Here is a 2,075-nt window from a genome sequence, read left to right on the forward strand (position 1 = left end):
AGGTCATGAACGCGATGTACCCCGATCGGTACACCGACCCCATGAGCTGGTTCACCAGCCGCGGTGGCACCCATACCCGCTCGGAGTCGCCCGCGGAGGCCGTGGCCGCCATCCGCGACATGCTCAAGTTCCGCCGCCCCAGTGCCACACTGTTTCTTGTCGTCGACGAGGTGTCCCAGTACGTTCTGTCCAGTAAGGACCGCGTGGATCGGTTGCGCGCCTTTGCGACCGCGATGGGCTCCACGCTTCACGGCAAGGCATGGCTGTTGGCACTTGGGCAGCAGAAGCTTGACGAGGAGGCGGACGACTCCTTCCTGGTGTGGGCCAAGGACCGCTTCCCTTCGAAGCTTCGTGTCCACCTCGCCGCCACGAACATCCGCGATGTCGTCCACAAGCGGCTCCTGCAGAAGCGGCCCGAGACCGAGGGACAGCTGCGCACGCTGTTCGAGCGCTACCGGCCCGACCTCAAGCTGTATGCCTATGGTTGCGAGTCGGTGACCCCGGAGGAGTTCGTCGAGGTCTACCCGATGCTGCCCGGGCAGATCGACCTGATTCTGCAGATCACTACTGCCCTGCGTACCCGTTCAGCCCGTGCCCAAGGCGACGACCAGGCCATCCGCGGCCTGCTCCAGTTGCTCGGCGAACTTTTCCGCGATCAGAGGCTCGCGGAACAGCCGATGGGGACGCTCGTGACCCTCGACCGGATCTACGAGGTGCAACACACCGCGCTCGATTCTGACGTACAAGCATCGATGGCCCGCGTGTTGAGCCAGTGCAGCGGCGATACGGATGGGCTGTTGGTGCGAGCGGCCAAGGCAGTGGCGCTGCTCGAACTCATTCAGGACACTCACGCCACCGACGCGAAACTCGTGGCACAGTGCCTCTACGACCGAGTCGACCGTGGGAACCATGCCGCCGCTGTGACCGGAGCCTTGGAGGAACTGCGGCGCAGGAATCTTCTCGGGTATTCGGAACGACACGGCTACAAGATCCAATCTTCGGCCGGCGAGGAATGGGAGCGTGAGCGCCGCGACGTCGGCGTCACGCGCGAATCTGTCAGCGAGATCGTCCAGGAGGCGCTCAAGTTCCTCCTCGCCACGCCGGACCGTCCACGACTGCAGGGACGGCCATTCCCCTGGGCGGGGCAGTTCTCCGACGGTCGACGTACCGATGACGTCTCCATCGCCGACCCACGCGACGACGCTGCGCTCCGGGTCGACCTTCGGTTCCTGGTTCGCGACGAGCGCACCGAAAGCACCTGGGTCAAGAGAAGCGGCGAGAGCGCACTTTACGACCGCCTCGTCTGGCTGTGCGGCGACAGCGAGAACGTGGACCAGCGTGCACGGGAGCTTTACCACTCACGAGCCATGATCAAGAGGTACAAGCCGCGCCGCGACTCGTTGAATCCCGCTCGCAAACTCCTGCTCCAGCAGGAGGAGAACCGGGCCGAGGACCTCGAGAAGCTCGTTCGGGACACCATCGAGACATCCTGGATGACCGGAAAGATGTACTTCCGAGGTCGGGCCATCTCGCCCCAGGAACAAGGCGCGTCATTTGCCGTAGCGATCCACGCAGCGGGCACCCGGGTGTTGCCGGAGCTATTTCGACACTTCATCGCGACTCAGATTCAGCCATCTGAATTGCTTCAACTCGTTGACGCCGAGCTCTCGGGCCTTTCACCCAAGTTCCTCACCGGCGATCTCGGCATCTTTGACCTCGACTCCGGACGCTACGTTCCGACGTGCAGCGGCGTCGTGGCGCGCCGCGTCCAGGAGCACATCGAGTCCGAGGGCGGGCTCGGTGGGACGACGATTCTCGCCCATTTCGGCGGCCCGCCATACGGCTACACTGCAAACGTCGTGAAGGCATGTGTCGCGGGTCTGCTCCGCGCCAGCAAGGTGCGGCTCCAACCCGACGGCGGAAATGAAATCACCGCCATTCGGGACGCGGGCGTGCGCGACCTCTTCGACAAGGATCGCGCATTTCGCCGTACAACGATCTTCCCCGCCGGCCAGGACGACATCGGCCCCCAAACACGAGCCCGTATCTGCAGGTTCTTCGAGGAGCGCCTTCAA

The 2,075-nt window shown here is 64.0% G+C and carries 1 protein-coding gene; it reads left to right on the forward strand.

Going from position 1 to position 2,075, the window contains the following annotated elements; genetic code table 11:
* Positions 1-14: 14 nt before the first annotated feature.
* A partial coding sequence (brxC, locus tag DMB66_RS59650) for a BREX system P-loop protein BrxC (RefSeq protein ID WP_255441706.1) occupies positions 15-2,075 on the forward strand: 2,061 nt, incomplete at its 3' end.

This window comes from Actinoplanes sp. ATCC 53533, from assembly GCF_003947245.1.